Below are 25,143 nucleotides of genomic sequence, written 5' to 3' on the forward strand. Positions count from 1 at the left end.
CGTCTCCCACCACCGCCCAGACGGAGGCGCTGACGCGCCACTGTGTTCGCTGCGAAAATGCAGGGAACGGGCCACTCACAACAGGTGGTCAGGTGGGTGGGTAGAGGGTGTACGAGGGGAAGTGGCCGTAGAGACGCTCGCCGGGCTGGCCGACCGTGACCGCCTGCACCAGCAGCTCACCGCCGACGAAGGCGCCGCGCCAGGACGCGCCCCTGCCGCCGAACACCTCGGCCCGGTCACCGCGCGAGCGGGGCCGGTTGATGCCGACCTTGAACGCCTGCACCTCGCCGGCGATCCGCCGCGCGGTGGCCTCGTCATCGCAGGCCAGCGACGACACCAGGGCCCCGTTGCTGGCGTTCATCGCGGCGAGCAGCTCCGCCTCGGTGTCCACCAGCACGATGCTGTCCACCGGGCCGAAGGGCTCGGCGTGGTGCAGTGGCGAGGAGGGCGGTGGCTCCAGGATGCACACCGGGGCGAAGTAGGCGGAGGTTTCCTGCCCTGGCAGGAAACGGCCATCGGCCAGGTCACCACGGTGGATCGGCACCCCGCCCCTGCCGATCGCCTCGTCCACCGTGTCCCGCAGTTCCTTCGCCTTGGTATCGCTGATCAACGGCCCGAAGTCGAGCGCGGGCAACGGATCTTCTGGCGCGGCCACCGCGAGCGGATGGCCGAAGGACAGGCCCTGCACCGCGGGCAGGTAGGCGGCGAGGAACTCGTCGAAAAGGCTGCGCTGCACGACATAGCGCGGATACGCGGTGCACCGCTGCTTGCCGTACTCGAAAGAGGTACGAATGTGCGCCGCCAGCGCGGGCCAGTCGCTGAACTCCCACACGCCCCAGCAGTTCAGCCCTTCCTGCTCCAGGATGTGCCGCTTGCCGGAGTCGACGAGGTTGGCGGCGACCGCACCGCCGGTGCCGCGGCCGCCGACGAAGGAAAGGCAGCCGATCATCGGGGAGCGCACCAGCGCATCGGACAGCTCCGACCCGTTGCCGCTGACCAGCGTCAACGGCAGCCCGTGCCGGGCGGCCAGCGCGGTGGCCAGGGTCAGGCAGTGCACGCCCCCGTCCGTCGGCGCCTTCGCGATCGCCGCATTGCCCGCGAGTACCTGCACCAGCATGGCGTGCATCAGCACGCTCATCGGGTAGTTCCAGCTGGCGATGTTGCTGACCGGCCCCTCCAGTGGCCTGCGCCCGGCGAGCATGCCGTCGATCTCCGCGCAGTACCACCGGACCCCGTCCAGGCACCGGTCCACGTCCGCGGTCGCCGACTTCCAGGTCTTGCCGATCTCCCAGACCAGCAGCAGGGCGAGCAGGTCGCGCTGTGCGGCGAGTTCGTCCACGGCGGCAAGCACTCGCTGCCTGCGTTCCGCGAGCGAGGCCGTGGACCAGGTGCGGTGCTCGTTCAGGCCGGCCCGCACCGCCCTGGTCGCGTCCGGCGCGGACAGTTTCGGCGGGCCGGGGATGGCGCGCCGGTCCAGCGGTGAGGTGGCCTGGCCCGGGGTCCCTTCCGCACGCCACCGTCCGCCCCAGTAGTTGAACAGCCGCTCGGAGTCGAACGCCTCCGGAGCGACCGCCCGAGCGCGGCCGTACACCTCAGCCCACGAGGTGCCGGGCTTGCCTACCAAGGTCATCGGTTCCTCCCCATCGCTCGGTTCAACCTCCGGTGTTGCCGTCCTCGAGCAAGCCGGCCAGCGCGTTCACCACGCGCAGCGTGGGCACCGGGACCCCGGTCAGGCCGGCCAGTTCGACCACGGCGGCGAGGATGGCCTCGAGTTCGAGCGGCTTCCCACGTTCCAGGGACTGCAGGGTGGATGTCTTGTGCTCGCCGACCCGCTCCGCACCGGCCAGCCGCCGCTCGATCGAGACGTCCGGGTGCACGTCGAATGCCGCCGCCACCGCGAGCGTTTCCCGCATCATGTCCACCACGAGCTCCCTGGTACCGCCGTGCCGGCAGATGCCGGCCATGGTGGCCCTGGTGAGCGCGCTGATCGGGTTGAAGGCGATATTGCCCATCAGCTTGATCCAGATGTCCCGGCGCAGGTCCGGCTCGACCGGGCACTTCAGACCTCCGGCGACCATGGCGTCAGCGAACTCGTTGCAGCGCGCGGAGTCGGTGCCGTCCGGTTCCCCAATGGACAGCCGGGTGCCCTCGAGGTGCCGGATCTGCCCCGGCGCGACGATCTCGGTCGCGGCGTACACCACGCAGCCGATCGCCCGGTGCAGCGGCAGCGCGGCGCTCACCACACCGCCCGGGTCCACACTTTCCACCCTGCGCCCCTGGAACGGGCCGGGCAGCTGATGGAAGTACCACCACGGGATCCCGTTCTGCGCCGCGATGAGCGTGGTCCGCTCGTGCAACAGCGGCGCGACCAGCGGCCCCGCCTGCGCGTACTGGTTGGCTTTCAGACCGAGGAAGACATGGTCCACCGGACCGACCTCGTGCGGGTCGTCGGTGGCCAGCGGCCTGCTTTCGAAGTCACCACGTGGGCTGTGCACCCGCACGCCCGACTCGCGGATCGCCTGTAGATGTGCGCCACGCGCGATGAGGAAGACCTCGACTCCCGCGCGACAGAGGCTGGCGCCGACATAGGCACCGATGGCGCCGGCACCGAGAACAGCGACTCTCACGGCAGCTCCGTCCCTGTGCGTTCAACGGCCCCCTTGTGCCACGTCTTGCGTGGCTTGATGTATTCAGTATACAGTATGAGACTATTCGGTCAATGCCGCCGATGCCGTTCGCAGCGGGAGGACAGGATGAACGCACTCGCGGAATGGACCTCGGCGGCATGCTCCGACCTCGGGCTGACCGAGGAGCCCGACCGCATGCTGATCGCGGATATCGCGCGGCACGCGAGCCGGGCGGTCTCCGCCCCGGCCGCGCCGGTGACCGCATACCTGTTCGGCCTCGCGGTCGGGCGCGGGCTGCCGCCCGCGGACGCCGCCCGGCGGCTCACCGCACTGGCCGCACGGTGGCGCGGAATCGACTGGCGCGACTGAGGAAACCGACTCTTCGAAGATCACCCCTGGACAAGCGGGCAAGGGCGGAGCAGTATAAGTACATATCGTATGCAGTATTCGGTAGCCACAATGCGTGAGGAGATGAGGACGCACATGGCAGTCGACGGCGAACCAGAGCTGATCTCCGGCGGCCACCTGGTGGCGAAGGCACTGAAGGCCGAGGGCGTCGAGGTCGTCTTCACCCTCTGCGGCGGGCACATCATCGACATCTACGACGGCTGCGTCGACGAAGGCATCGACGTGATCGACGTACGGCACGAGCAGGTGGCGGCGCATGCGGCCGATGGCTACGCGCGGATCACCGGCAGGCCCGGCTGCGCCGTGGTCACCGCGGGCCCTGGCACCACGGACGCGGTCACCGGGGTGGCGAACGCGCTGCGCGCGGAAAGCCCGATGTTGCTGATCGGCGGGCAGGGGGCCCTGACCCAGCACAAGATGGGCTCGCTACAGGACCTGCCGCATGTGGACATGATGAACCCGATCACCAAGTTCGCCGCCACGGTGCCCGCCACCGAGCGGGTCGCGGACCTCGTGTCGATGGCCTTCCGGGAGTGCTACCACGGTGCGCCGGGTCCCTCCTTCCTGGAGATCCCGCGGGACGTGCTGGACGCGGAGGTACCGGCCGCGTCGGCACGGGTGCCCGCAGCAGGGCACTACCGTGCCTCGACCCGCAGTGCGGGTGACCCGGAGGCAATCGAGCGGCTGGCCGATCTGGTGGTGCAGGCGGAGAAGCCTTGCGTGCTGCTGGGCAGCCAGGTGTGGACCTGCCGGGGCACCGAGGCCGCCATCGAGTTCGTCCGCAAACTCAACGTGCCCGCCTTCATGAACGGCTCGGGCCGCGGAACCCTCGCCCCAGGGGACCCGCATCACCTGCAACTCGCGCGCAGGTATGCCTTCCAGAACTCGGACCTGATCATCATCGTCGGCACCCCCTTCGACTTCCGGATGGGCTACGGTCGCAGGCTCTCCAGCGCGGCCACGGTGGTGCAGGTCGACCTCGACTACCGCACGGTGGGCAAGAACCGGGACATCGACCTCGGCATCGTTGGCGACGCCGGACTGGTGCTGTCCGCGGTGACCCAGGCCGCCTCCGGCCGGGTGGACAACGGTGCCGTGGCGCGCAAGGCTTGGCTGGACGAACTGCGCGGGGTGGAGACCCAGGCCTACGAGAAGCGGCTGCCCCGGCAGCTGTCCGGCTCCTCCCCGATCGACCCGTACCGGCTGGTGCACGAGATCAACGAGTTCCTCACCCCCGACTCGATCTACGTCGGGGACGGCGGGGACATCGTGACCTTCTCCGGTCAGGTGGTGCAACCGAAGGCGCCGGGTCACTGGATGGATCCCGGTCCACTCGGGACACTCGGGGTCGGTGTCCCCTTCGTGCTGGCCGCCAAGTACGCCAGGCCGGAGAAGGAGATCGTCTGCCTGTTCGGTGACGGGGCGTTCAGCCTCACCGGCTGGGACTTCGAGACGCTGGTGCGGTTCAACCTTCCGTTCATCGGCATCATCGGCAACAACTCCTCGATGAACCAGATCCGCTACGGGCAGATCCAGAAGTACGGCGCGGACCGCGGCAGGGTGGGCAACACCCTCGGCGATGTCCCCTACGGCGAGTTCGCCCGGATGCTGGGCGGCTACGGCGAGGAAGTGACCGATCCCGCCGGCATCCGGCCCGCGCTGGAACGGGCCCGCGAGTCCGGCAAACCGTCCCTGATCAACGTCTGGGTCGATCCCGAGGTCTACGCCCCGGGAACGATGAACCAGACCATGTACAAGTAACGGCTCGAGGGGAGAACCGCCATGCGAAAGGCACTCGAGGGTGTTCGTGTTCTCGACATGACGCATGTCCAGTCCGGGCCGTCCTGCACGCAGATCCTGGCCTGGCTGGGCGCGGATGTGGTCAAACTGGAGGCGCCCACCGGGGACATCACCCGCAAGCAGCTGCGCGATCTGCCCGATGTGGACAGTCTCTACTTCACGATGCTGAACTGCAACAAGCGCAGCATCACGCTGAACATGAAGAGCGACCGGGGCAAGGAACTGTTCACCGAGCTGGTCTCCCGGTTCGACATCCTGGCCGAGAACTTCGGTCCCGGCGCGGTGGACCGGATGGGCTTCAGCTGGGAGCGGCTGCAGGAGATCAACCCGCGACTGATCTACGCCTCGATCAAGGGTTTCGGCGAGGGGCCGTACACCCATTTCAAGGCCTACGAGGTGGTGGCACAGGCGATGGGCGGCTCGATGAGCACAACCGGTTTCGAGGATGGCCCCCCGCTGGCAACCGGCGCCCAGATCGGGGACTCCGGCACCGGCATCCACACCGTGGCCGGCATCCTCGCGGCGCTGTACCAGCGCGAGCACACCGGCAAGGGCCAGCGGGTCACGGTGGCCATGCAGCACGCGGTGCTCAACCTCTGCCGGGTGAAGCTGCGCGACCAGCAACGGCTCACCCACGGGCCGCTCGCGGAGTACCCGAACGAGGAGTTCGGCGAGGAGGTCCCGCGTTCCGGCAATGCCTCGGGTGGCGGTCAACCGGGCTGGGCGGTCAGGTGTGCGCCGGGCGGACCCAACGACTACATCTACGTGATCGTCCAGCCCGCGGGCTGGGAGCCGATCAGCAGGCTGATCGGCAGGCCGGAGCTCGCCGACGACCCGGAGTGGAACACCCCGGAGGCCCGACTATCCAAACTGGACAAGATGTTTCAGATGATCGAGGAGTGGAGCAGCGGGCACGGCAAGTGGGAGGTGCTGGCGAAGCTCAACGAGCACAACATCCCGTGCGGTCCGATCCTGTCCACCAAGGAGATCATCGAGGACGAGTCGCTGGCCGCCAACGAGATGGTCGTGCGGGTCCCGCACCCCGAGCGCGGCGAGTTCGCCACGGTGGGATGCCCGATCAAGCTGTCCGAATCCTCGGTCGACGTCACGCCATCCCCGCTGCTCGGCGAGCACAACGAGGACGTCTACCTGCATGAGCTCGGCCTCGCCCCCGGCAGGCTCGCGGAGCTCGAAGCGAACGGAGTGATCTGATCGATGACCGCGGACAACAGTGACACCGCCGCCGTACGGGCGGTCCTCGACCAGGCCCGCGCCGAGGGAAGGCAGGCCCTGACCGCCCCCGAGGGCAGGCGGATCTGCCAGGCCTACGGCATCCCCACCCCGGCCGAGGGGCTGGCCACCACGGCGGAGGAGGCGGCAGGCCTTGCCGAGGAGATCGGCGGACCGGTGGCCTGCAAGATCGTGTCCCCGGAGATCCTGCACAAGACCGAGGCGGGCGGCGTGCTCGTCGGGGTCGAGGGCGCGGCAGCGGCCCGCGAGGCCTTCGAGACGATCGTGGCGAACGCCCGGCACTACGACTCCGCGGCCACGATCACCGGGGTCCAGGTGCAGCAACTGCTCGGCGATGGCCAAGAGGTCATCATCGGCGCCACCACCGATCCCACCTTTGGCAAGATCGTGGTCTTCGGGCTCGGCGGGGTGCTGGTCGAGGTACTCAAGGACGTCACCTTCCGGCTCGCCCCACTCCAGCCCGAGGAGGCGCGGGCCATGGTGGAGGACATCGAGGCCGCCGAGGTGCTACGCGGGGCCCGTGGTGCCGACCCGGTCGACCTCGACGCGCTGGCCGAGCTGGTCCGCACGGTGTCGGAGCTGGTCACCGACTTCCCGGAGATCAAGGAGATCGACCTGAACCCGGTGTTCGCCACGGCGGGCGGAGCGAGCGCGGCCGACATCCGGATCCTGGTCGAGACCGGCGAGATCGTCCAGCCGGTGCGCTACTCACGGGAGGAGATCCTGCGGGTGCTGGACCGCATGATGAACCCCCGCTCGGTGGCGGTCATCGGGGCGTCCGCCGAGGAGGGCAAGATCGGCAACTCGGTGCTGAAGAACCTGATCAACGGCGGGTACGCGGGCGAGATCTACCCGATCAACCCCAAGGCCGACGACATTCTCGGCCGCAAGGCATACCCCTCCATCGCCGAGGTGCCAGGGGAGGTGGACGTGGCGGTGTTCGCCGTGCCGGCGAAGTTCGTGCCGGACACCCTGGAGGCCTGCGGGCAGAAGGGGGTGCCTGCCGCGGTGCTGATCCCTTCCGGGTTCGCCGAGACCGGCGATGTGGAACTGCAGCACCGGGTGGTGGAGATCGCCCGCAGGAACGGGACCAGGCTGCTCGGCCCGAACATCTATGGCTACTACTACACACCGCAGAACCTGTGCGCGACCTTCTGCACACCGTACGATGTGCGCGGCGGAGTGGCACTGACCTCGCAGAGCGGTGGCATCGGGATGGCGATTCTCGGCTTCAGCCGCACCACCAAGATGGGCGTCTCGGCCATCGTGGGGCTCGGCAATAAGTCCGATGTGGACGAAGATGACCTGCTCACCTACTTCGAGCAGGATGAGAACACCCAGTGCGTGGCGATGCACCTTGAGGACCTCAAGGACGGCAGGGCCTTCGTCGACGCGGCCAAGCGGATCACGAAGAAGAAGCCGGTGGTGGTGCTGAAGGCTGGCCGAACCGCGCTGGGGGCACGGGCGGCCGGCTCGCATACCGGCGCGCTGGCCGGTGATGACCGGGTGTACGACGACATCCTGCGCCAGGCCGGGGTGGTCCGCGCGCCCGGCCTGAACGAGATGCTCGAGTACGCCAGGGGCCTGCCGATGCTGCCCACCCCGCAGGGTGAGAACGTCGTGATCATCACCGGAGCGGGTGGCTCCGGGGTACTGCTCTCCGACGCCTGCGTGGACAACGGCCTGTCCCTGATGGACATACCGCCGGATCTGGACGAGTCGTTCCGGCGGTTCATCCCGCCGTTCGGCGCGGCGGGCAACCCGATCGACATCACCGGCGGGGAGCCGCCGTCGACCTACGAGGCGACGATCCGGTTGGGGCTGGAGGACCCACGGATCCATGCCCTGATCCTCGGGTACTGGCACACGATCGTCACCCCGCCGATGGTGTTCGCCGAGCTGACCGCCAGGGTCGTCGAACAGGCGCGGGCGCAGGGAATCGACAAGCCGGTTGTCGCCTCGCTCGCCGGGGACACCGAGGTGGAGAAGGCCTGCGAGTACCTGTTCGACCACGGGATCGTGGCCTACCCGTACACCACGGAACGACCGGTGGCCGTGCTCGGCGCGAAGTACCAGTGGGCCCGCTCGGCCGGGCTGCTCGGCGGCTGAGAAACCGGCTGCTCCCAGCGGCCGGCCCGCCCGCCGGCGAGGAAGAACGCGAGACGTAGGGGTCCCCACGCGCACATGCATGAGTCCTACGATCAGGAGGTCCAATGGTGGATTCCTCGAACGCCCCTGCCGCGGGCTCGTCCAGAAGTGGTTCCGAGAACGACGCGGCCACCGGGGTAGCGCCGGACAAGGACGAGTCCGCACGGGTGTGGCGAGCGGGCCGGCTCGACCCGATGCCCATCCGTAAACTTCCCGAGGCCCCGCCCGCCATTCACCTGCTCGGCCCCACGGTCTTCCTGGTCGCGCTGGGTGTCGGGATGGGCGAGTCCTACATGTGGCCGAGACTCGTGCTGGTCTTCGGCCCCGAGATCCGCTGGTTGTTCCTCGTCGGCGTGACCCTCCAGGCCTTCGTGATGCTGGAGATGGCGCGTTACGCGATGGCCACCGGGGAGAGCATCTTCACCGGCGCGGCGAGGGTGTTCAAACCGATCATGTGGTTCTTCTTCGTGGTGGCGATACTGGTCTATATCTGGCCAGGCCACCTATCCGCGGGAGCCGCCGCGCTGGAGGAGATCACCGGTATCCCCTGGGTGGTCAGTGCCTGTGTCGGGCTGGTTCTGGTCGGCATCGTGTTCAGCCTGGCCAGGGTGATCTACAACCTGCTGGAGAACGTGCTGTCCATCCTGATCGGGACGCTCGTGGTCGGCACCGCGGTGGTCGCCTCGCTGGTCGGCAGCTGGGGCGACCTGGCGAGCACGCTCAGCGGCATGTTCCACTTCGGATACTTCCCTTCCGAGGCATTGTCCAGCGCGTGGTTCCCGATCCTGGTCGGTTCCGTCGCCTTCGCCGGCCCCTCCGGCATGCAGCAGATGTGGTACACCCTGCACCTGCGGGACAGCGGTGCCGGGATGGGTGCGCACATTCCACGGGTGCGCGGGCTGCGGCACGCCGGTGAGGAAGAGGCGATGCCCTCCCGCGGTTTCATGTTCGACACCGAGGACCCCAAGGAGATGGCCAAGTGGCGGGGCTGGCGCCGCTGGGTCACCTTCGACGCGCTGCTGCTGTTCTGGGGAATCACGATGCTGGTGACGGTCTCGTTCACCGTGCTCGCCCAGGCGGCGAACCGGGAGAACCCGAACGTCAAGGCACTGATCGAGGGCGGCGACCGGGACGCCGCGCTGGGTGCGATGTCGGACGCGTTCGCCTCGGTCGGCGGTCCGGTGCTCGGCGGGGTGTTCTTCGGGTTCATCGCGCTGATCGGGATCAACGCCACTCTCGGGCTGTTCGACTCCTTCTCCCGCGGGCAGGCGGACATGACGTACTTCTTCGTGCCCGGCGCACGCAAGTTCAAGATGTCGCACCTCTACGCAGGGTTCCTCTGGGGCGTGATCGTCTTCGGCATCCTGATCCTGTTGTTCGGGCCTGCCGACGGGCCGAGCGGCGTGCTGGACATCCTGGCGTTCCTTTCCACCTTTGCGATGGGCGCGTACTGCGTCGTGCTGCTGCTGGTGAACAACCGGATGTTGCCGAAACCGATCCGGCCGAGGTGGTGGGCCAACGTGATCATCGGCTTCGGCGCGGTGTTCTACCTCGGCATGCTGTTCTACAGCCTGGTCCGGTTCGGCGTCGTGGTGAGTTGAGGTGACCATGCACAGCACACGACCGCAGCAGACCCGGTTGCGCCGCAACGCCGAACTCGCACTGCCCGGTGGCACCGTCGGTCTGGTCGCCGGGGTGGCGGCCGGTGGGCTGGCCGCGCTCGTCGGCCAGCCCACCGGGTGGGCGCTGGTCACCGCCCTGTCACTCGGTGTCCCGCTCGCACTGCTCGGCGGAGGCTACGGACTGCTGATCGCCTACGGCAGGGTCCGGCTCGGCGGCTTCGCGCCGGCGGCGTTGTTCTGGCTGGTGGGTTTCCCGCTGGCCAGGCTCGCGCACGAGCTGCTCACGCACCTCGTGCTGACCGGGCGCCCCGAGCTGCCACCCGACCTGCTCGGTTTCCTCGCCTACCAGGGCCTGGTAAGCGCCGGCTTCGCAATCGGGTTCCTCTGGCTACACGAGCGGATCGCGCCCCGGTGGTGGTTGCGGATCGCCCCGCACAACCCGTACGCCGAGCGGATCCTGGCGGCCTACGCCGCACACGCCAAGGCACTGCACGACGCGAAGCAGGCCAGGCGGCGCGCGAAGGTCTCCTGACCACCTGCCCACCGTCCCCCGTCACCACGCGCCCGGAGCCGGGCGCGTGGTGACCCGATCCTGCCGAGGTGAGCATGAACGTTCCCGTCTGGTTGTGGCTGGCCACCGTCGCCGGCCTGTGCGCCGTCATCGGTTTCGACTTCTATCTGGTCTCCCGCAAACCGCGGGAGCCGTCGATGCGGGAGTGCACCGCCTGGGTATGCGGTTACGTGAGCCTGGCCGTCCTGTTCGGACTCGGCGTGCTGCTCACCGCGGGAGCCCGGCGCGGCGGCGAGTTCTTCGCAGGCTGGATCACCGAGTACTCGCTGTCGGTGGACAACCTGTTCGTTTTCGTGATCATCATGAGCACCTTCACGGTACCGCGGGTCTACCGGCAGCAGGTGCTGCTGATCGGTATCGTGCTGGCGCTGCTGATGCGCGGCGCCTTCATCGCGATCGGCGCGCAGGCGATCGCCCGGTTCGACTGGCTGTTCTACCTTTTCGGTGCCTTCCTCATCTACACCGCGTGGAAGCTGATCCGGCACAAGGACTCCGAGGAGGAGGAGTTCTCGGAGAACGCCGTGCTCCGCACCGTCAAACGGGTGTTACCCGCCACCGAGACCTACCACGGCACCTCGCTGGTCACGAAGCTGGACGGACGCCGTGTGGTGACCCCGATGCTGATTGTGATGGTGGCGATCGGCACTACGGACCTGTTGTTCGCGCTGGACTCCATTCCGGCGATCTTCGGATTGACCAAGGAGCCCTACCTGGTCTTCACCGCGAACGCCTTCGCCTTGATGGGCCTGCGGCAACTGTTCTTCCTGATCGGCGGGCTGCTGGACCGGCTGGTGTACCTCAGCATCGGCCTCGCCGTGGTACTGGGCTTCATCGGCGTCAAGCTGATCCTCGAGGCCCTGCACCACGATGGTGTGGGCTGGGCGCCGGAGATTCCGATCCTCGGCTCCCTTGCCGTGATCCTCGGAACCCTCGCCATCACCACCGTGGCGAGCCTGGTGAAGGGCCGGCGCGAGCGCGGCCGCGATCGGGATCAGGACGATGCGGTCGTGTGAACGTCACCGCGGTTCTCGCGGGCCCGCCTGCGCAGGAAGTCCTCGACATCCGCGGTGGGATTCCGCCGCTGTTGTTCCAGCGCGGTGGCGAGGCCGAGGCCGAGCCTTCTGCCGTCGGCACTGGCACCCCGCGGCGCGCGGGTCAGCCAGGCACGGAACTCACTCCAGGTACGCATTTCGCTGTCACCTCCCTTTCTTCAGGCACAACCATGTTCAGGACATCACCGGGTAGCCGGGCGCCGCCACTCGGCGCCGGCGAAAATGCCGGGATACTTACGCTTGCGGGCCGATACGCCTGCGCCGGGTGCGGACCTGCGCAGGCTGTTCCTCGGCAGCGCGGTTCGCCCGCTGCTCGAGGTAGGACTGCCGGGTTCGCTCGGTGTGCTCGCGCATGGTCTGCGCCGCCGCTTCGGAGTCGCCCCGCTCGATGGCCTCGACCAGCTTCTCGTGCTCTTCCCAGGACGCCTGACCACGATGACGGGCAATCGGGGTGTAGTACCAGCGCACCCTGCGATCGACCTGGTTCACGAAGTCGATCAGGACCCCGTTTCCGGACAGTTCGGTGACCGCCCGGTGCAGCTCGGCGTTGGCCGCCACCATGGCGTCGACGTCGTCGTCAGCCACCGCGGCCTCGCCCCGGGTACAGATCTCCTTCAACAGCCGCACCCCTTCGGAACCCGCCTGCTGCGCCGCCAGGCGCGCCGACTCCCCTTCGAGCACGGAGCGCACCGCCAGCAGCTCGTCGACCTCGGCATCGGTGGGCGCGTGGACGAAGGCCCCATAGCCTGGCCGCAGGTCCACCCATCCCTCCGAGTTCAGCAGCTGCAGGGCCTCACGGATCGGCTGGCGGGACACGCCCAGCGTCTCCGCCAGCTCGCTCTCCACCAGATGCTGCCCCGGGGCGAGCTGACGAGAGATGATCATCTCCTGTATCGCCTGGTAGACGCGCTCACGCAAGGGAGCAGGCCGGTTGATCCGGTGTGCCGACATATCCTGTGGCAACTCACTCGGGGGCATTGCGAACTCCAAGAACTCGCGACGGGACCCGGCTCTGCCGGGAACGAAGTCCAGTCGACCACTGCGTCGACTGCCTACAGCATACAATGAACTCATTGTACGGAATGTGCACTTCGGGTGATGTCCACCACCCCTCGTAATTGTTCACCCTTCTGGGTAGTCGCCATGGACTCCATACTGCATACAGTCTACACTAGGCTATATGGACCTCTACGAGTATCAGGCGAAGGATCTCTTCGCTGCCCATGGAGTGCCGGTGTTGCCGGGTTCTGTGGCGGAGACTGCCGAGCAGGCTCGGGTTGTGGCCGAGGGGGTTGGTGGTCCGGTGGTGGTGAAGGCTCAGGTGAAGACCGGGGGTCGGGGTAAGGCCGGTGGGGTGAAGCTGGCTGGGGATCCTGGGGAGGCTGAGGCGAGGGCTGCGGGGATTTTGGGGATGGATATCAAGGGGCACCGGGTGTATCGGGTGCTGGTGGCTGAGGCGTCGGAGATCGCGGAGGAGTATTACTTCTCGTTCCTGTTGGATCGGGCGAATCGGACGTTTTTGGCGATGGCCTCGGCTGAGGGTGGGGTGGAGATCGAGCAGTTGGCTGTTGAGCGTCCGGAGGCGCTGGCGCGGGTGCCGGTGGATCCGCTGGCCGGGGTGGATCTGGAGCGGGCGCGGGAGATCGTGCGGTTGGCGCGGTTCCCGGAGGTGGTTCAGGAGGCGGCCGCCGAGGTGGTGGTGCGGCTGTGGGAGACGTTCGTGGCCGAGGATGCCACGTTGGTGGAGGTGAATCCGCTGGTGCGGGATCCGCAGGATCGGATCATCGCGCTGGATGGCAAGGTCACCGTGGATGACAATGCCGCGTTCCGGCAGCCCGGGCATGCGGGGCTGGTGGATGAGCGGGCGGAGGACCCGCTGGAGGCCAAGGCCAAGGCCAAGGACCTGAACTATGTGAAGCTGGACGGGCAGGTCGGGATCATCGGGAATGGTGCCGGGCTGGTGATGTCCACCCTGGATGTGGTTGCTTACGCGGGTGAGCGGCATGGTGGGGTCAGGCCGGCGAACTTCCTGGATATCGGGGGTGGCGCCTCGGCGGAGGTGATGGCCGCGGGGCTGGATGTGATCCTGGGTGATCCGGATGTGCGCAGTGTGTTCGTGAACGTGTTCGGCGGGATCACCGCCTGTGACGCGGTCGCCACCGGGATCGTGGAAGCGCTGCGGATCCTCGGGGACGAGGCCGCCAAGCCGCTGGTGGTGCGGCTGGACGGCAACAATGTCGAGCAGGGCCGGGCGATCCTGGCCGAGGCGAACCACCCGCTGGTCACGGTGGTGGACACGATGGACAACGCGGCGGACAAGGCCGCCGAGCTGGCAGCGGCAGGAGCCTGAGCACCATGGCGATTTTTCTCAACAGTGACAGCAAGGTGATCGTGCAGGGCCTGACCGGGTCGGAGGGCATGAAGCACGCCACCAAGATGCTGGCCTCCGGCACCACGATCGTGGGCGGGGTCAACGCCCGCAAGGCCGGGCAGAGTGTGACCATCCACGACCAGGAGCTGACCGTGTACGGCACGGTGGCCGAGGCCATGGCCGCCACCGGCGCCGACGTCAGCGTGATCTTCGTGCCGCCGAAGTTCGCCAAGGACGCCGTGATCGAGGCCATCGACGCGGGCATCGGGCTGGCCGTGGTCATCACCGAGGGCATCCCCGTGCACGACGCGGCCGCCTTCTGGGCCCACGCCGTGGCCACCGGCAACCGCACCCGCATCATCGGCCCCAACTGCCCCGGGATCATCTCCCCCGGACAGTCCAACGCCGGCATCATCCCCGCCACCATCACCGACACCGGCCGCATCGGCCTCGTCTCCAAATCGGGCACCCTGACCTATCAGATGATGTACGAACTGCGGGACATCGGGTTCTCCACCGCCATCGGCATCGGCGGCGACCCCATCATCGGCACCACCCACATCGACGCCCTGGCCGCCTTCGAAGCCGACCCCGACACCGACGTCATCGTCATGATCGGCGAAATCGGCGGCGACGCCGAAGAACGCGCCGCCGACTACATCCACCACCACATCAGCAAACCCGTCGTCGGCTACGTCGCCGGCTTCACCGCCCCCGAAGGCAAAACCATGGGCCACGCCGGCGCCATCGTCTCCGGCTCCAGCGGCACCGCCCAAGCCAAAAAACAAGCCCTCGAAACCGCAGGCGTCAAAGTCGGCAAAACCCCCACCGAAACCGCCGAACACGCCCGCGAGCTCTACAAGAGCCGAACGGCTCACCGCGACCACTAGGTATATCCCGGATCGGCACCCCGACGGCACGGATTGCTGACCGTCACGCCCACGGTGAGACTGGAATCCGGGTACGGGAGATCCCCGGACCACGGTGGCGTGAAGGAGCGGCAATGCAGCTCGCCCGTCGGATGAACCGCCTCGGAACGGAGTCGGCCTTCGAGGTACTGGCCAAGGCAAAGGCACTGGAAAAGGACGGCAGGGAGATCATTCACCTGGAGATCGGGGAACCTGATTTCGATACGCCGGGCCATATCGTCGCGGCCGCGCAGCAGGCATTGAGCGAGGGACACACCCACTACGTTCCCGCTCCCGGTATTCCGGAACTGCGGAACGCGGTCACCGACTTCCTGACCCGCAACGAAAGGCTGGCGGCCTCGCCCGAACAGGTGGTGGTGACCCCCGGCGCCAAGCCGATCATGTTCTTCACCATCCTCGCGCTGTGCGAGGAGGGCGACGAGGTGCTGTACCCCGATCCGGGGTTTCCCATGTATGCCTCGATAACCCGCTTCGCAGGCGCCACACCGGTCGCGGTACCGCTGCGCGAGTCCAATGGCTTCACCATCGACCCCGGTGAGCTGGACTCGCTCGTCACCGACCGCACGAAACTGCTGATCCTGAACTCCCCGCACAACCCCTGTGGCAGTTCACTGACCAAGGAGCAGGTCGAGGCCATCGCCGAGATCGCGCTCCGACGTGACCTGCTCGTCCTCTCCGACGAGGTGTACTGGGCACTTCGTTATGGCGGTGAGCAGCACAGCGTGCTCGACGTCCCGGGGATGGCCGAGCGGACCATCCTGCTCGACGGCTGGTCGAAGACCTTCGCGATGACCGGCTGGCGCCTGGGATTCGGGGTGTTCCCCACGCCGCTGGTGGAACCGGTCACCAGGCTCGCGATCAACTCCGTGTCCTGCACCTCGGCCTTCAGCCAGCATGCAGCGATCGCGGCGTTGACCGGACCATGGGAGGAGGTGGAACGGATGCGGTCGGCATTCGCCGAGCGGTGCGAGGTGATCACCTCCGGCCTGAACGCCATTCCCGGGGTCTCCTGCGTACGCCCCGGCGGTGCGTTCTACGCCTTCGCCAACATCACCGAACTCGGGCGGACGGCCGCGGAGCTGTCCGATCTGTTGCTGGAACGGGCCGGGGTAGCGGTCACTCCGGGGACCGCGTTCGGCGGGTACGGCGAGGGGTACATCCGGTTCTCCTACGCCAATTCCACCGAGAACATCACGGCCGCGCTCGCCGCTGTCGAGCGGGTGGTGCGGGATGAGCTGTCGTAGACGGGTTCGGCGACCGCGCGCCTTCTTCAACACAGCCTAGAAAGAGGGTGATGGCGGCAGCACGGTCGGCATCCCCGGCCGCCGGAGCGTCCGGACGAGTACCGCGCCGACCAGGCTCAGCACCGCCACGATCGGGAGGGCCATGACCGTTCCCGCGGGGTAGGCGAAGATCATCGCCAGGCCGATGCCGATCAGGCCACCGGAAGCCTTCGCCCCGTAGAACAGGCTGAAGATGGGCAAACCCGGGTGCTCACCGAAATGCGCCTCGGCCAGACCGGGCAGCACCGCATAGCAGGTACCCGCGCTCGCGCCCGCCACGAAGGCACCGGCCAGCAGCAGCCACCACAGGCCGTGCAACCCGGCGAACAGCAGCACCAGCTGGGCCGCGGCCCCCGCCGCCAGTGCCCGCCGCACCAGCCGAGTTCGGCCCAACCGGTCCCCCGCCCAGCCTGCGGCCAGCCGCGCCAGCCCGCTCGCGCCTGCCAGCACCCCGACGGCGGCGGCCGCCATCGCCGGCCCCGCGCCGTCCCGCGTGGCCAGCAGCGCCAGGTAGGCAAGGTCGAACAGGGAGACCGCGGCGGCACAGGCCACCGCGAGATAGAGCAGGGCGGACATCCGGGTGCGCAGTACCTCGCCGGGCGCATACCGGCGCACTGCGGGCTTGTTGTTCCGCAGGCCGGGGTTGATCGATTTGTCGACCGCCCACCGTCGCGGGTCGATATGCGCGGGCCACCAGCCCTCCGGCGGATCGCGCAGCACGGCGGCGGCCGCACCGGCCACCAGCAGCACCGCTCCCCCGGACAGCACGAGCAGCAGGTCGACCCCGCCCGTGCCGGCGAGCCAGCCAGCCAGCACGAGGAACGGAATCGCGCCGTAGGCGAACGCCCCGCTCACGAACGAGGTCCGCGCCGGTCGCTCCGGGTACCACTGGGCGACGACACCGAGCGCCGTCCCGTAGATCAGCCCGGCCCCGAGGCCGCCGAGCACGGCGTGGTTCAGCAGCGCCACCAGGAAGCTGCCCGAGGCGCCGAGAGTGATCAGGCCGTTCGCGGTGAGCACCGCACCCGCCGCCATCGGCACGACCGGCGCCAGCCGCAACCGGTGTCGCAGCCGGGCCACGGGATACACGGTGAGGCTCTGGCAGCAGGTCCAGATCGCGAGCACGGCCAGCGCCTCGGTGACCGTCCAACCGTGCAGCTCACCGAGGACCGGGATCAGCGCGCCGTAGCCGTACTGCCCGAGGCTTGCCACCAGCATCGCCGCCCAGGCCGCCCACAGCATCCAGCCCCGGGACCGCCCGAGCAGTTCCCGATCGCTCACGCCGACGCGATGCCGCCTGCCATAGAAGTCACGTACCTCGTGCGGGACGGAGGGAAAGCCGGAGCCACGCATGGGACCACCTCGTGAATTTGTATACTGTATCCAGCACCTTGTATACCACTGTGATCCAGCACACGCCAGCCCTTCGATCCGGCAACCCGAACGTGAACCGGCCCGGCGATCACTGCCGCCGGGCCGGTTCACATGGTTCGGTCAGCCTGTTCGGTCAGTCGTAGTGCACGGTGGTCTGACCGGTCTCCTTGTTGTGCTCGATCCGGCCGCCCTGGAACCGCTGAGTCAGCACGCCCTGGGACTCGCTCTGCTCGGCCACCGGGTAGCCCAGCCGCGACGTCGCCCGGCCCAGAGCGGACCACTTGTCGCGGATCTCGCCCCACACCGCGTGCGCTCCGCTGTTCGGGGACCAGTAGATCGAGCCACCATCCGGGCGGTCGAAGTCGTTGTACCGGCCCACGCCATCAGAAGCCGTCAGCATATCGGTGATCGGATAGCCGAGGATGCCTTTCTCCCAGCCAAGGTCGGCCCACTTTTTCCTGATCGCCCCTTGAATCAGGTGCGCACCGGTGTCCGGGGACCAATAGATCGACGTGTCGTACTTGCTGAAATGGTTGTACCGGCCGATACCGTCAGGCGTGGTCCGATGATCGGTTTCCGGAACCCCGAATCCGCCCTTGTGCCCACCGAGCTCCAAGTACTTCTCCAGAACCGATGCGGCGATCTGCCTCGCTCCGGTCTCGCTGGTCCAGTACATCCGGCCACGTTCGTACACACGCCAACGGACATCGCCGTCGGCCTGCTCGACATCTTGCGGCCCGCCGAGACGTTCCCGAATCGCGGTGTCATTGAGCCATCGCAGCAGAATCCCGGTAGAGACAGGGTTCGCACCCATGACCCGCCATGAAGCATCCGCTTCGTAGTACGCCGACTTGTCGAACCAATGTTCACCGCTGTCGTTCGCGACCCACACCTGCCCATCGATGTGCCGCAAGAATCGACCAGGTTCGCTGAAAGCCTCGAGACTGACGCCGCCACCATGCAGGCCAGTCCGCGAACACCAAGTGGCATTCGCGCGGAACTGGTCACTACCGTCGCTGGGCAACGCCTTGACTCGCAGGTCTTCGTGAGTCAGATACACGCCTGGTCGACCGTCCACCTCGAAGGAATGGCAGTCAGGGTCGGCAAGGCCCCTGAGCACCCGCCAATTGGCGTCCGCGCCGACGCCCTGCGCGGGAACCGGCTCCCCCGGATGGATCCGTACCGGCGAATCGTCCTCCTTGTGGCGGATGTACCAGCCACGCATACCACGTGTATCAGCCCGCAACGACTGCACCAAGTTGTTGTACTGGCCGTAACGGAGGAAGCGCGACACTTCGGCAGGCCCGGCATCCAGTGCGGTCTGCGCCGCGTGCGCCAGGCCAGGGTGGACCAGGCTGTTCTCGGCCCAGGTCTTGATCTCCAGGACTCGCTTGCGGTCGGCCTCCTCCTGCTCTCGCAACTCGTTGGCCTTGTCCCGCTCGTCGGCCTCGTAGATGCCGACCTCGATGAACTGCTTCCACACGGCCGGGTCCGAGCTGCGCAGCGCCGCGATCGCCGCGGCCTGCACCTCGGTGTCCGGTTCGGCGCGGTCCCACACCTCACGGATGAAGTTGTCGTCGGAGAGGTCGAGCATCCCATCAGTGGGCACAACGCCAAGCACCGAGCGCATCGCACGATCCTTGGCGGCGCGGGCACGCTGCCGGGCCTTCTCCTCCTCGGAGGCCTGTTCGTCCTCCTCGATCGCGTCGAGCTGATCCTGCTCGTGCGCCTCGCGGATGCCCTCGGAAAGGAACCGCTTCTGCGCGGCCTCATCCGCGCCGAAGGCCTCCAGCGCCGCGGCCTTCACCCGGTCACCCTCGGCGCGTTCCCACAGCTCGTAGATGAAGTCCCGGTAGCTCAGCACCAGCATCTCCGGCGTCGGTTCGATCCCGATCACCATCGCGCCGTTGCGCTTGAGCTCACGCGCGATCCGCGCCTTCTCGGCGTCGCGCAGCTCGTTGGCCTGGTCCCGCTTGACCGCCTCGTGGATTCCGTTCTTGATCCACGCCGTGCAGGCGGCGTCGGAGTCAGTGTCCCCCAGCGCCAGTTCGGCGGAGGCACGTACCTCCTCGCCCTCGGCCCGGTTCCACAGCTCGAACACGAAGTTGCGATCGCTGAGCACCAGCAGGTCGTCACCGGCCACGATCCCCAGCGCCGAGGCCGCCCGGACCTTGTCCTGCAGGGTGGCCTCCGGCACCTCGGCCGCCTCGGCCTGCTGACTGGCCGGGGCGTTCTGCGCCGGATCGGCCGCCGCGACCGGACTCAGCAGCCCCGCCGGGACCGCACAGATCGCCGTCGCGACGACAACACGTCTCCACCGTCTCATTGTTAGTCCTGACAATATATAATCCTAACTCGATTTTGATTATTTCCTGAAGCTCTATTATCCTGGCACCCTTACCACTGTGATCGACCCATTATGCCAGTACTCAATTAAGATCTCGTCGACCGGCGAAAAAACCCACACGTCATCTCCTATCTCGATGAGACGTTCCGCGTGCGCCGCCGCCAGACTGCCTGGCATGGCGACCGTGGGGATAATAAGATTTCCCCAGAAAACGATCACCTCCGCATCCGACGCGACGAAGTCTTCCGTAGCTCCGGCCAGCTCGCGTGCGGATTCTTCCAGGTCGAGATCGACTCGTTCGCGTAACACCTCGGATATCCGCAGTTCGATCCCACCAAACTTATTCTCTGAAGCCGGGAAGCGACCGAGGCTCAACGAGTAGTACGCGTCGTTCGCAGCACCGTCCAGCATACGGACGAGTGGACGCGACGAGGATCCTACGTCGGACAACAACTCGTTCAGCAAGTGCGGGCGACTACCATACGAAGAACTCATACTTAGATGTTACCATCGAGAATAGCCAGGAATTCCTCCTTGGTTCCCGGCCATTTTATCGCCCATTTTTCACCGCTCGACCCACGGCCAATCATGATGTTGATATGAGGCCCTTTATCGGGATCCCAGTCCAATCGAAACCGTTTGTACACACCGTCGACCCTAGTCTCAAAGCCAACCACTTTGTCGTACGTTTCCGGAAATGATTCCAGCCGTCCCCGGTACGGCTCACGTGTCGCCGGATCGACCTTGCCCAGGAGGTTGAGTGCCTTGTTACGTGCTTGCTCATAACTCGGAAAGTCGAGCGATACCTCCTTGCACTTCTTGCCAGCCGCCTCGAAGGATGTTGTGATCGCGGATGGGCCCGAAACCGGGTCTGCTCCTGCCCCCACGAGTTGGGCGGATGCCGTGCCGTTCGGGACCAGGCCCGCCCGGCAAGCAGCTTTAATCTTGCTGACCAAGTTCCGGGTCTGCTTCAGAATGCGTTTCCCCGCTGCGGAACCCTCAAGAAAACGTACGAACCCGCCAGCCAGCTTGCCGATCGCGTTGGCGACGGCCGGAGCCTTGAAGATCAGCGCCACCAGGGAAGCCGCATCGACCACCGTCCACAGACAGCTCAGGAAGTTACCGTCGCCAAAACACCGCTTGGCGTCTTCCCAACCGATAACTCCCTTCAGCACATCCGCACCGATCTCCACGAGAAACTCGCCGAAGCTCTTGTTCGCCGCGGCCAGTCCTTCGCGAAACTCCCGGACCGCTTCCATCCCGCCTTCCATCATGAGGAGCTCTTCCTCACGTGGCGTCAGCCGTGGCTCGTTGCCATCCCCAGCCTGCTGGGCCGCTTCCTCGCGCCGCCTGCGTTCCTCCTCGCGGGCAGCGGCCTCGGCGCGTTCGGCTGCCTTGATGGCCTCGGCCGCGTGCCCACGCGCGTTCTTGGCGGCTTCGGCGGCTTCCTCCGCGTGCTGCTGTGCGCTCGCTGCGGCGGCCTTGGCCGCCTCGGCATCGCGTTGTGCCTGTTCGGCGGCGCTTCGTGCGGCCGCAGCGTCCTGCTCCGCCGTGGTGGCCGCGGCCCGTGCGGTGGCGGCCTCCTGCTCGGCGGCGTCGGCGGAACGACCGGCCAGTGCCGCGTCCCTTGCGGCGGCGTTGGCGGCCGCCCGCGCCTTGCGGGCGTCCTCCTGGGCCTGCGCGTCGGCGCGGTTGGCGCTGGCCGCGGCTTCCCGTGCCTTGGCGCCCTCGGCCGCGGCGTCCGCGGCGACCCGCTGTGCCTGCGCGGCGGAGTCCGCGGCGGCGGAGGCGGACTCGGCGGCCCTTGCCGCCGCGTCGAAGGCCGGTTTGACCTCCTCGGCAGCCTCGTCGGCGGCCTGGCGGGCCGCCTGTGCGGCGGCCACGGCTTCCTCGGCACGCTGCTGCGCCGCCGCGGCCTGCTCCTCGCCGACCTGCTGGGCCTGCTCGGCAACCAGCTGGGCGAAGTCCGCGTCGATGTCCTCCCCGGTGAACGGGGCCACGATGGTGATCGCCGTGTTCGCGGGGTCGGTGATGCCTTCCGACGAGGATCGCGCCGACATGGCCGCCCGCACCGCGATCCCGGCCTGGGTCGCCGCGGACACCGCTTCGGCCTCCGCGGCGGCGGCCTCGTCCTTGGTGCGCTGCGCCGCCCACAGCGCACGCATCGCCTCATCGGCGGCCTGCTGCGCCAGATTGGCCGCGTTGCGGGCATGCTGGGCCGCCCGCGCCTCGGCGGCGGTGGCCTCCTTGGCCTTGGCGTTGGCCTCGGTAGCCGCCGCATGCGTCTCGGCTGCCTGTGCCTCGGCCTCGTCCGCGGCGGCGTCCGCGCGCGCCGCGGCCGCCTCGGCCTCCCTGGCAGCCGCCCTGGCCCGCGCCGCGGCCCGGGTCGCCTCGGTCGCGGCCGCCCTGGCGCTGGCCGCCGCACCGCTGGCCAGCTGGGCCGCACTACCCGCTTCCTGCGCGGCGGTGGCCGCGGTGTTCGCTTCGCCCCGCGCCCGGATCGCGGCCTGCCCGGCCTCTACCTCGTGCTCGGTGCCCTTGGCGGCCGCGGCGGTGGCCTCCATCGCCCGCGCCCTTGCCACCGCGGCCTGCCGCCGCTGCTCGGCCGCGAACGCCGCCTGCCGCGCCTCCTGTGCCCTGCGTTCCTCGGACAGCGCGTGCTGTTTGGCTTGACCGGCGATGCGGTCCTGCTCCTCGGCACGAGACCGTGCCCCGGCGGCGATACTGGCCTTGTACTCGGCGGTGGATCGCGCCCTCGCGGCAACCGCTGCCTGCTGCTGGGCCCGCTGCCGGGCCGCGGCGGCGTTGGCCCGCTCGGTCTCCGCCCGCTGCCGGGCGTCTGCGGCCTTACGCTGCTCGGCCTCCGCGGTCAGCCGGGCCTGCCGGGTGCGCTCGGCCGCCGCCCAGGCCCGCTGCTCGGCCTCCTGCGCCTGGATCCGCGCCCGCCTGGCCTGGTCCGCCGCATGCCGGGCCGCCACCGCCTGTGCCTGCGCGGCCTCGGCCAGCGAGGCGGCCGAGGCCGCATGCTCCTCGGCGTGCCGGCGCCAGCGGCGGGCCTGCTCGGCATGCGCCTCGGCCTTCTCCTGCCCCTCGTTGGCCTTGTCCGTGGCCTCGGTGGCCACCACCGCGTGCTGCGCGGTCTGCACCGCACCCACCGCGGCCTGTGCCGCGGCGGCCATACCCTCGGCGATATCCGCCCAGTCCGCGCCGTAGGTCAGCCCGGTCTCGACCAGGATGTCCGCCTCACCCCGCGCCCGCGCGGAAGCGGCGCCCGCCTGCTCGGCCGCGCTACGCGCATAGCCGAGCTGCCGCTCGACCTCACGCTTCACCTCGGAGAACGATCCGTTGTGGTGCCCGCCCGCCTCGTTCGCGGCCAGGATCTGCGCGGCCTCCCGCGCCTCGTTCGAGGCCAGGGTCATCGCGTTCGCGGCCCGTTGCAGCGCCCGCACCCCGTCCCCGTGCGCGGACAGCAGATTCCGGCGTGCCTGCGAGGCACGCTCGGCCTTCTTGGCCAGCTCGCTGAGCTCCTCGGCCGCCTTCTCCCGCTCCCGCTGCTGCCGCAGGTACTCCTCGCGCGCGGCCGCGTCCCGCTCGGCCGCAGCCAGGTACCCCGTCTCAAGGAACTCCACGATCGCCGCGTCGGTCCCGGCGTCCAGCGCCGCCTGGGCCGCCGCGGACACCTCCGGCCCGGCCGAGCCCACCAGCAGCTGCACCCGCGCCCGCAGCGCGGTCATCCGCTCCGCGTCCCGCTCCGCGGTCTGCTCGTCCCGCGCCCTGGCGATATCCGCGCCGTAGTCCAGGAACACCGCCCGGTCGTAGTCCGACCCGGCGAGCACCCGCTCCACCTCGGCGTTGAAGTACGGTCCGCCGGTACCCGCCATCTCCTCGATGGCCTCGCGGTTACGCCGGGCGGTCTCCTCCTTGCGCGCCTCGGCCCGCGCCTTCGCCTCCGGATGCCCCGTCTCAAGGAACTCCAGCACCGCCGCGTCGGTGCGCGCGTCCAGCGCGGCCTGGGCCGCCTCCCGCACCTCGACGTCCTCGTCCAGCTCGGCGATATCCGCCACCAGCTGACGTAGCCGCGGATCGAAATCCGGTAACCCGGTCTCGCCATCCCATTCTTCGTACTGGGATTCCGGCATCTCCCGATCGGCGTCCGGTGTCGCCGTCTCCGCAGCCGCCGTGAGCCGCCACGGCGAGGGAGCGGTCGGATTGACCAGCGTCGCCAGCACGGCGAGCACCAAGGCCAGGACGAGGGTTCTTCGCGCATGCCCGAATACGCGCACCACTAACCTCCGAAAGAAAGGAAAGAAAATAGAGTCGGCTGAGCTGTCAGTTCTCGTTCAGCATGCGCTGCTCACCGGCAAGCGCCTGTTCCAGCAATCCGTTCCAGAATCGCGCCTGCTCGGCGATCGTGTCCCGCTCGGCGGTCCACTGGTGTTCGTTCTCCGCGGAGAAGTCGACCACGGCGGCCCAATTGGGCCCGGTCGCCTGCCGGGCGGCCTCGGCAACGGCATGCCAGTTCGCCGCCTGTTCCCTGGCGACCTCGCCTGCCTCCGCCCATGCGGTACGGGGTGAGTCGGTGTTGTCGGCGACCGTGCGCCATGCCCTGGCGGCGGCAGCCCTCGCCTGCTCCTCGGCCTCGCCTGCGGCCTCCGATGCGGCCTGTTCCGCAGCCCGCGCCTCGGTGACCAACCGGTTGACCGTGGCTCGCCAGGCCACCTCGTTGTCTGCCATGCGCAGGCGGTGCGCCTCGAGATCCAGCCGCGCGGCGCTGGCCCAGTCGTAGGCGAAGAACTCCACGAGGTCGCTGTCGGTGGCGGCGGGGCGAACGGCCCACTGCGCCGCCGCCCGGACCTGCGGGCCGGGATCGGCGGCGGCGAGGTTGCGGACGTAGGCCCGGTCGGCCTCGGCCAGCGCTTCCTGCTGCTCGCCGGAGCGCTCCCTTGCCGCGCGGTCACGTGCCTCGGCTTCGGCGTAACCGGTCTCGGCGAACCAGGCCCGGTCGGCGCTGGTCCCGTCCATCGCGCGCCGGGCCGCGGCGTGCACCTCGGGCGCGAACTCCGCGGTGTGCGTCTCCAGCACCCTGCGGGCGAAGTCGGCGTTACGCGCCGAGCGCCGCTCGGCCAGTTCCTTCGCGTAGTCGTACTCGCTGGTGAGGAAACGCTCGATCGCGGTGTCACCATTCGCCGAAGCCACCGCGGTCAACGCGGCGACCCGCACCACCGACCGGGGGTCCCGGCGGGCGATCCACCACACGAACGCGCGGTCGGCTTCGGAGATATCGGTCACCGTCGCATCTGTACTGATTGTCTTATTCGCCGATGCCGTACTCGCACCGCCAGTCAAAATCAACGACAAAA

At 68.4% G+C, this 25,143-nt stretch carries 19 protein-coding genes; 10 read left to right on the plus strand and 9 right to left on the minus strand.

Features of this window, described 5'->3' with window-relative positions; genetic code table 11:
• Nucleotides 1-88: 88 nt before the first annotated feature.
• Together KOI47_RS24745 and KOI47_RS24750 are read right to left on the minus strand one after the other, a co-directional pair.
• Entirely contained in the window at nt 89-1,630 is a 1,542-nt protein-coding gene (locus tag KOI47_RS24745) for an aldehyde dehydrogenase family protein (protein ID WP_216208050.1), read from the minus strand.
• Nucleotides 1,631-1,652: 22 nt separating this feature from the next.
• Nucleotides 1,653-2,627: a 2-dehydropantoate 2-reductase gene (locus KOI47_RS24750; protein WP_216208053.1), complete on the minus strand. Its 975-nt coding sequence runs from the start codon at nt 2,625-2,627 to the stop codon at nt 1,653-1,655.
• Between the two features lie 126 nt (nt 2,628-2,753).
• Between KOI47_RS24750 and KOI47_RS24755 the strand changes: the two genes are divergently transcribed.
• The 7 genes from KOI47_RS24755 to KOI47_RS24785 all read left to right on the plus strand — a co-directional run bounded on the left by KOI47_RS24755 (nt 2,754) and on the right by KOI47_RS24785 (nt 11,440).
• Nucleotides 2,754-2,996 carry a DUF6457 domain-containing protein gene (locus KOI47_RS24755; RefSeq protein ID WP_216208055.1) on the plus strand — a complete coding sequence of 81 codons (243 nt, stop codon included), beginning with the start codon at nt 2,754-2,756 and terminating at the stop codon, nt 2,994-2,996.
• A 114-nt stretch (nt 2,997-3,110) separates the two neighbouring features.
• The gene (locus KOI47_RS24760) at nt 3,111-4,796 is read left to right on the plus strand and encodes a thiamine pyrophosphate-binding protein (RefSeq protein ID WP_216208057.1); all 1,686 of its coding nucleotides are present in this window, start codon (nt 3,111-3,113) and stop codon (nt 4,794-4,796) included.
• Nucleotides 4,797-4,817: 21 nt separating this feature from the next.
• Complete coding sequence (gene frc / locus KOI47_RS24765; RefSeq protein WP_216208060.1) at nt 4,818-6,047, plus strand: formyl-CoA transferase; 1,230 nt, start codon at nt 4,818-4,820, stop codon at nt 6,045-6,047.
• Nucleotides 6,048-6,050: 3 nt separating this feature from the next.
• The gene (locus KOI47_RS24770; RefSeq protein ID WP_216208063.1) at nt 6,051-8,195 is read left to right on the plus strand and encodes an acetate--CoA ligase family protein; all 2,145 of its coding nucleotides are present in this window, start codon (nt 6,051-6,053) and stop codon (nt 8,193-8,195) included.
• Nucleotides 8,196-8,299: 104 nt separating this feature from the next.
• Nucleotides 8,300-9,835 carry an Nramp family divalent metal transporter gene (locus KOI47_RS24775; RefSeq protein ID WP_216208067.1) on the plus strand — a complete coding sequence of 512 codons (1,536 nt, stop codon included), beginning with the start codon at nt 8,300-8,302 and terminating at the stop codon, nt 9,833-9,835.
• 7 nt (nt 9,836-9,842) lie between these two features.
• Nucleotides 9,843-10,388, plus strand: coding sequence for a hypothetical protein (locus tag KOI47_RS24780; RefSeq protein WP_216208069.1), 546 nt, complete (start codon nt 9,843-9,845; stop codon nt 10,386-10,388).
• 74 nt (nt 10,389-10,462) lie between these two features.
• Entirely contained in the window at nt 10,463-11,440 is a 978-nt protein-coding gene (locus KOI47_RS24785) for a TerC family protein (RefSeq protein WP_216208071.1), read from the plus strand.
• Here the strand turns inward: KOI47_RS24785 and KOI47_RS24790 are convergent.
• Nucleotides 11,419-11,616, minus strand: a complete 198-nt coding sequence (locus KOI47_RS24790; RefSeq protein WP_216208075.1) for a hypothetical protein — start codon at nt 11,614-11,616, stop codon at nt 11,419-11,421. The genes KOI47_RS24785 and KOI47_RS24790 overlap by 22 nt on opposite strands.
• A 97-nt stretch (nt 11,617-11,713) precedes the next feature.
• Nucleotides 11,714-12,397: a GntR family transcriptional regulator gene (locus tag KOI47_RS24795; protein ID WP_332461424.1), complete on the minus strand. Its 684-nt coding sequence runs from the start codon at nt 12,395-12,397 to the stop codon at nt 11,714-11,716.
• A gap of 262 nt (nt 12,398-12,659) precedes the next feature.
• Between KOI47_RS24795 and sucC the strand changes: the two genes are divergently transcribed.
• From sucC to KOI47_RS24810, 3 genes are all read left to right on the plus strand, one after another.
• Nucleotides 12,660-13,829: an ADP-forming succinate--CoA ligase subunit beta gene (sucC, locus tag KOI47_RS24800; RefSeq protein WP_216208080.1), complete on the plus strand. Its 1,170-nt coding sequence runs from the start codon at nt 12,660-12,662 to the stop codon at nt 13,827-13,829.
• Nucleotides 13,830-13,834: 5 nt separating this feature from the next.
• Nucleotides 13,835-14,740: a succinate--CoA ligase subunit alpha gene (gene sucD / locus KOI47_RS24805; protein WP_216208084.1), complete on the plus strand. Its 906-nt coding sequence runs from the start codon at nt 13,835-13,837 to the stop codon at nt 14,738-14,740.
• A 113-nt stretch (nt 14,741-14,853) separates the two neighbouring features.
• Nucleotides 14,854-16,023: a pyridoxal phosphate-dependent aminotransferase gene (locus tag KOI47_RS24810; RefSeq protein ID WP_216208086.1), complete on the plus strand. Its 1,170-nt coding sequence runs from the start codon at nt 14,854-14,856 to the stop codon at nt 16,021-16,023.
• A gap of 36 nt (nt 16,024-16,059) precedes the next feature.
• On the opposite strand, the gene KOI47_RS24815 is transcribed toward KOI47_RS24810, so the two are convergent.
• The 5 genes from KOI47_RS24815 to KOI47_RS24835 form a co-directional block, all read right to left on the minus strand.
• On the minus strand, nt 16,060-17,415 hold the full coding sequence (locus KOI47_RS24815; RefSeq protein WP_216208089.1) for an MFS transporter: 1,356 nt from the start codon (nt 17,413-17,415) through the stop codon (nt 16,060-16,062).
• A 154-nt stretch (nt 17,416-17,569) separates the two neighbouring features.
• Entirely contained in the window at nt 17,570-19,762 is a 2,193-nt protein-coding gene (locus KOI47_RS24820; RefSeq protein ID WP_216208092.1) for an AbfB domain-containing protein, read from the minus strand.
• A 57-nt stretch (nt 19,763-19,819) separates the two neighbouring features.
• On the minus strand, nt 19,820-20,194 hold the full coding sequence (locus KOI47_RS24825; RefSeq protein ID WP_216208094.1) for a hypothetical protein: 375 nt from the start codon (nt 20,192-20,194) through the stop codon (nt 19,820-19,822).
• A gap of 86 nt (nt 20,195-20,280) precedes the next feature.
• On the minus strand, nt 20,281-24,066 hold the full coding sequence (locus KOI47_RS24830; RefSeq protein WP_216208096.1) for a hypothetical protein: 3,786 nt from the start codon (nt 24,064-24,066) through the stop codon (nt 20,281-20,283).
• Nucleotides 24,067-24,112: 46 nt separating this feature from the next.
• A complete protein-coding gene (locus KOI47_RS24835) occupies nt 24,113-25,072 on the minus strand; it encodes a hypothetical protein (protein WP_232376230.1) in 960 nt (319 codons plus the stop codon).
• Between the last annotated feature and the right edge of the window lie 71 nt (nt 25,073-25,143).

The sequence above is a fragment of the Amycolatopsis aidingensis genome (assembly GCF_018885265.1).
GTDB lineage: Bacteria > Actinomycetota > Actinomycetes > Mycobacteriales > Pseudonocardiaceae > Amycolatopsis > Amycolatopsis aidingensis.

Coding starts and splice junctions, on each gene's coding strand:
- KOI47_RS24745 (WP_216208050.1), bottom strand. CDS start 1,630: ATGACCTTGGTAGGCAAGCCCGGCACCTCGTGGGCTGAGGTGTACGGC.
- KOI47_RS24755 (WP_216208055.1), top strand. CDS start 2,754: ATGAACGCACTCGCGGAATGGACCTCGGCGGCATGCTCCGACCTCGGG.
- KOI47_RS24760 (WP_216208057.1), top strand. CDS start 3,111: ATGGCAGTCGACGGCGAACCAGAGCTGATCTCCGGCGGCCACCTGGTG.
- frc (WP_216208060.1), top strand. CDS start 4,818: ATGCGAAAGGCACTCGAGGGTGTTCGTGTTCTCGACATGACGCATGTC.
- KOI47_RS24770 (WP_216208063.1), top strand. CDS start 6,051: ATGACCGCGGACAACAGTGACACCGCCGCCGTACGGGCGGTCCTCGAC.
- KOI47_RS24775 (WP_216208067.1), top strand. CDS start 8,300: ATGGTGGATTCCTCGAACGCCCCTGCCGCGGGCTCGTCCAGAAGTGGT.
- KOI47_RS24780 (WP_216208069.1), top strand. CDS start 9,843: ATGCACAGCACACGACCGCAGCAGACCCGGTTGCGCCGCAACGCCGAA.
- KOI47_RS24785 (WP_216208071.1), top strand. CDS start 10,463: ATGAACGTTCCCGTCTGGTTGTGGCTGGCCACCGTCGCCGGCCTGTGC.
- KOI47_RS24790 (WP_216208075.1), bottom strand. CDS start 11,616: ATGCGTACCTGGAGTGAGTTCCGTGCCTGGCTGACCCGCGCGCCGCGG.
- sucC (WP_216208080.1), top strand. CDS start 12,660: ATGGACCTCTACGAGTATCAGGCGAAGGATCTCTTCGCTGCCCATGGA.
- sucD (WP_216208084.1), top strand. CDS start 13,835: ATGGCGATTTTTCTCAACAGTGACAGCAAGGTGATCGTGCAGGGCCTG.
- KOI47_RS24810 (WP_216208086.1), top strand. CDS start 14,854: ATGCAGCTCGCCCGTCGGATGAACCGCCTCGGAACGGAGTCGGCCTTC.
- KOI47_RS24815 (WP_216208089.1), bottom strand. CDS start 17,415: ATGCGTGGCTCCGGCTTTCCCTCCGTCCCGCACGAGGTACGTGACTTC.
- KOI47_RS24820 (WP_216208092.1), bottom strand. CDS start 19,762: ATGAGACGGTGGAGACGTGTTGTCGTCGCGACGGCGATCTGTGCGGTC.
- KOI47_RS24825 (WP_216208094.1), bottom strand. CDS start 20,194: ATGCTGGACGGTGCTGCGAACGACGCGTACTACTCGTTGAGCCTCGGT.